This is a genomic window from Ruegeria sp. CG1 (assembly GCF_056537265.1).
In genome coordinates this window covers 1-4,427 of sequence record NZ_JBQFRF010000022.1, presented here as the reverse complement: position 1 = coordinate 4,427, position 4,427 = coordinate 1, and the positions used below count along the sequence as shown (strand labels likewise).

Below are 4,427 nucleotides of genomic sequence, written 5' to 3'. Positions count from 1 at the left end.
TTCCGCGATCTGGGCAAGAAAACCCGCAACGGCGAAATCACCGCGTTTCTCGCGCGGCGCTTTACAACCCAGCAGGCCGACTTCATGGCTGAAATCGCGGCTGATGTTGATGCTGATATTCGCTCGATCTGGACGCCTTCCGAGACGAACTGCTTCAAGCGGCTCAAGGCTGTACAGTTGGATGAACTGTACAAAGACCTTCTGGATTTGCACATGGACACCGATGCCTACCGCGCGTTCAGCAAGTCCAAGAAGGGCGAGAAGAACCAAGCGCTGCACAAACTGTTCAACGATCCAGAGCATCAAAAGGCTTTGCGCATCACCGCCGAACAGAAAGCCCGCATTGACGCATGGGTCCCTGAGTGCTTCTAAAACAATTAGGGCAGGGCGCATTGCGCCCTGTTCCCAGCAGGGATTTAATCATGACGTATTCCCGCAAGGTGACTGCCGAAACGCAATGAAAAAATGATAGCATACTTGCTATTTGCTTGCACTGCCATCATATCAGCAATATGCTGTCATTATCAAACATGGAGGATGAAATGGCAAATCTGACAGTCAGAAATCTATCTGATGACGTTCACAGTCGCGTTCGGTTTGTCGCGGCAGAACGTGGCATCAGCACTGAGGAAGCCGCGCGGCAACTTCTCGATGAGGCGTCACGGCCAGCCGAGAAGGTTGGCGACGTGATTGTGGAATACGTGCAGGGCCTTAATGCATTCTTGCCAGATATTGAACGTAGTGGCGACAAAGCAGAACCGGCGGACTTCGGGTGATTATTCTAGACACAAACGTGCTGTCCGACCCGATGATGGAAAGCCCTTCCAAGGCGGTGATTGGGTGGTTGAATGCGCTGCATAGCGCGCAGTTTTATACCACGACGATCACCATCTTTGAGGTACGTTACGGGATCGAATTATTGCCTGACGGCAACCGGAAAGCTGCGCTTTGGAAGGGGTTCGACTTTACGCTAGGCCGTCTGTGCGGCAACCGGATTTTGCCATTTGACCGTGCGGCTGCGGAGGCCCTTGCAACCATGCAAGCCGAAGCGAAAGCCTATGACGTGAAGTTGGCGGACGCGCAGATTGCGGCAATTGCAAAGACACACGGTTTTTCAGTCGCAACAAGAGACGTGAAGCCGTTTCAGTTCTTAGGTGTCAATGTTTTGAATCCTTGGGATCACCCATCCGATTGAGGGACTGGAAGAATGACCAAAGCCACCACCCCAACAGCACCAGAGAGCGCCATTCGCCGCGTCTGGAAGTCCGCGCAGATGTATATTGCGTTCCACAAGGACCAGAACAAACGGCAGCGCAGCGAGCCGAAGTTCTGGCCCCCGAAGAACGGCAGCGCGTCCGTTCATGGCGATCCGAGCGAGCAGGAGGCCATTGTTGTGGTCAAAGCCGCCGACCCGGAGGACACTCAGGATGTGCAAATCAAGCTGCACCCCGGTCGGATTGTTGTGCGTCGTGATGCAGAAAGCTGGTGGCAAGGGGTTGCGGTCGAAGATCATTCTGTAACCGTCCGAATGGCGGATGGCACAATTATTGAGGTTCGACATGATGGGTCTGTCAAACGACGTTCCGCTGAAGATGAAACCCATGTCGAAGCGGATGGCAGCATTTTCAAATGGACCGAACATGCGGAAACAACAATGACAGGTGATGGGATCGAAATGACCCGTCGTACTGAGGACCGGATTACCGCGATCACCTATGACGGCGTTGTCGATCGGGCGCGCAAGCGATAGCTTCACCAAGATTCTTTCATTTTCCTCTTGTGGCGAGAGATACTGGCCCACTTCGGTGGGCCTTTTTTCTTACCGGCGGCTTGATGGTGCAATGTCCTTGTTGTCCTGATCGCGCGGGGTTGGAACCCCGCTCCATCAGGACTGTGCGCTTCCAGCGCAAGGGGCCGCTTCAGCGGCCAGGCCGCGTTTCTTCATCATGGTTTCGGGAATTGAAAGAGGCCAGCATGAGGGGGTAGATGCTGGCCTCTGGGGGAATTACCGTCAGTGAGCGGTAAGTGGTAGGGTTGAGACTTTGATAACCGACTCAAACGCAGGCCGAAATTAGGGCTTTCCCGTAGCAGCGGATGCTTCTTGCGCCGCTGCCAGCAAGAACCGGCGACTTGCGCCGCCACCGCGCCCTTAATCCTTGTTCCGCAGGTCATTCCGTTTCGGGAAAGCGGCCAGATCGCGGATTCGCCCAATGCCCATCTGTCGGATCGAGGTGATGTTGCCGCGTTTCTCTTTGTTCAAGCGTTCCGGTCGCAGCGGGCCCAGAAGCTCTTGCCTTTCACTCGGTCTGACAGCCTCAATCCCGTTGCCAGTGAAGATCCTCGTTCACGTGTTTCTTCTCTGATGAACATAAGCGGGCAGTCGGGGGAGCCGCGCAGCCCCCGTTCCGGGCGCTCCGCTTCAACAGGTAATTTCCCCTGCGCTGATCGCGCATTCCTCGCGGAGCAAATTACCTGCTGACACCCCCTTTATGCCCGCTTCTTCCATGTTCATCGAAACACTCAAAAAACGAGGATCAAACAATGGCAACTCAAACTCTGAAGCTGAACGTCAAAGCCGGTGAAAAAGATGGCAAAAACTTCTGGAACCGCTGCGGTGTCGCGTTCGTAAACACTGACGATCACGGCAACATCACCTCGATCCAGGTCAAACACGATATGTTCCCCGGCGTCGAAATGGTGGCCTTCCCGAAACGCAATGACGACAACGAACAGGTGACCGAATAAAAAGGGGTAGGGCGGCGCAAGTCGCCCTTTCCTTTGCTCCGGCTTCGGTCCGGACGCAATGGCGTCCCAGATTGTCGTAGCCGATGCCTTGGCGGCGCACACCTGCAGCGTCATTGGCCGTCGCTGATCTCATTTTGAGGCCAGTTCCAGCAAACAGATGTATCCACCTGGTTCCCTAGTCGGTTACGTCTTTCTTCGGCCTCATTTTGAGATAAGAAATGCGGTGCTTGCAAAGACGCCACTCACAATACGACCGCACCGGCCACAACCAGCCGTTCCCTCCGGCTAAATTATGATCACTTCCTCCCATTTGATCAGGCCGGTGCGGTTCCTAAAACATCACCTTCAATTGAAAGCCGCCAAAACTCTGTACAGTAGGCTGCGCTGTACAAATGACGGCGTTATGCGCAAATCCCGCGCCTTGGGGCGCGTGACCGCGTGCTAGGCTTCAGCCGGCAGACCGGCTTACGCCCCGAACCAACCACGCCCTTTCTCCCTTCGGCCTGATGCGGTGAATCTGTCTCGTCCCGAGCCAGCTTAACCGCGGCCAAATGGTCGCCAGGACTTGCTTGTTTCGGCCCTTCGGGTAACGCCCGCTTTTGCAAGAGGTCTGGGAGATCCGCGCGAGGCGCGCGGCTCGCATTGATTATTGGACAGGGCAGGGGATCGACGCGCTAAAGCGCGCTCACCCCGGCCCTGGCATTGTCCAATAGTGGGTCTGCTGTGACCGGCAGGCCGGTCCCATCATCCCGATCCGCCCGCATCCTGTGTCGGGCCGGTCAAGGGGCAAGCGCCGCGCGGTGCGCGTCGTCTCCATGTCAAAAAACCCGGTTCCTCCCACGCGCAAGCGCGCGGTTCCCTCCCATTTTTTCGCCACTCCGACCCCGTGACAGTCCCGCCCCGGGCCACAGGCAGGGCTTCGCCCTCCTGTTCTGCCAGCCGATAGATGTGGTCCATCTATCAGCTAACAGATCAGAAGGCCGCGCCCATTGGCGGAAAGCTGGGAAACACCGGCAACCGCATCGCCACGAAAGAAAGGAAGTAAGTCTATGGGTTACAATCGTTATATGAGCGGAATGTCCTGCGGTGGTCTGGTCACAGGGGAAGCCTTGACCGACGATCAACTGCGCTCCGCCGTGCCCTCGATCTTCGCAACCGAAGCCCACGAAAGCCGGTCTGACCGCTTTGTTGTGGTGCCGACAATCGACGTTCTGACCGGACTGCGTAAGGAAGGGTTTGACCCATTCTTTGCTCAGCAGGCCAACACCCGCATTGAAGGCAAAGCCGAGTTCACCAAACACATGCTGCGCTTGCGCCACCGCTCAATCACCAATGCCGAAGGCGAAGCCTTTGAAATCATCTTGGTCAACGCCAATGATGGAACCAGCAGCTATCAGATGGTGCCGGGTTTCTTTCGGTTTGTCTGCGCTAATGGCCTGATGGTTGGCGACAGCTTTAACGAGGTGAAGGTGCGCCATTCTGGTGACGCCATTCATGAGGTGATCGAAGGCGCATACACTGTTTTGGAAGATGCGCCCCATGTGGCCGAGCAGGTTGAAACCTTCAAAGGTATCTCTCTGGACGACGCCGAGCGCAAGGTGTTCGCGGAAGTGGTGCATGAACTGCGCTTTCCCGAGGCTCACAAGGAAGATGGAAAGCCCGCGCCGGTTCAGGCTGACGCT

At 56.1% G+C, this 4,427-nt stretch carries 5 protein-coding genes and 1 pseudogene; all 6 read left to right on the top strand.

What is annotated here, in order from left to right; all coding sequences use genetic code 11:
- Positions 1–372 (top strand): annotated as a pseudogene (locus tag ACR0AU_RS21835) (hypothetical protein); the annotation flags it as partial.
- Between the two features lie 170 nt (positions 373–542).
- Positions 543–776, top strand: coding sequence for a FitA-like ribbon-helix-helix domain-containing protein (locus ACR0AU_RS21830; RefSeq protein WP_152459995.1), 234 nt, complete (start codon positions 543–545; stop codon positions 774–776).
- Complete coding sequence (locus ACR0AU_RS21825) at positions 773–1,195, top strand: PIN domain-containing protein (protein WP_480796321.1); 423 nt, start codon at positions 773–775, stop codon at positions 1,193–1,195. Before ACR0AU_RS21830 ends, ACR0AU_RS21825 begins: the two co-directional genes overlap by 4 nt.
- 12 nt (positions 1,196–1,207) lie before the next feature.
- The gene (locus tag ACR0AU_RS21820; protein WP_480791299.1) at positions 1,208–1,750 is read left to right on the top strand and encodes a hypothetical protein; all 543 of its coding nucleotides are present in this window, start codon (positions 1,208–1,210) and stop codon (positions 1,748–1,750) included.
- Positions 1,751–2,541: 791 nt separating this feature from the next.
- On the top strand, positions 2,542–2,745 hold the full coding sequence (locus tag ACR0AU_RS21815; RefSeq protein WP_152459998.1) for a hypothetical protein: 204 nt from the start codon (positions 2,542–2,544) through the stop codon (positions 2,743–2,745).
- Between the two features lie 1,049 nt (positions 2,746–3,794).
- A partial coding sequence (locus ACR0AU_RS21810) for a DUF932 domain-containing protein (protein WP_480796320.1) occupies positions 3,795–4,427 on the top strand: 633 nt, incomplete at its 3' end.

Bases quoted from the DNA above. Each gene is read 5' to 3' on its own strand.
- ACR0AU_RS21830 (WP_152459995.1), top strand. From the start codon at position 543: ATGGCAAATCTGACAGTCAGAAATCTATCTGATGACGTTCACAGTCGC.
- ACR0AU_RS21820 (WP_480791299.1), top strand. From the start codon at position 1,208: ATGACCAAAGCCACCACCCCAACAGCACCAGAGAGCGCCATTCGCCGC.
- ACR0AU_RS21815 (WP_152459998.1), top strand. From the start codon at position 2,542: ATGGCAACTCAAACTCTGAAGCTGAACGTCAAAGCCGGTGAAAAAGAT.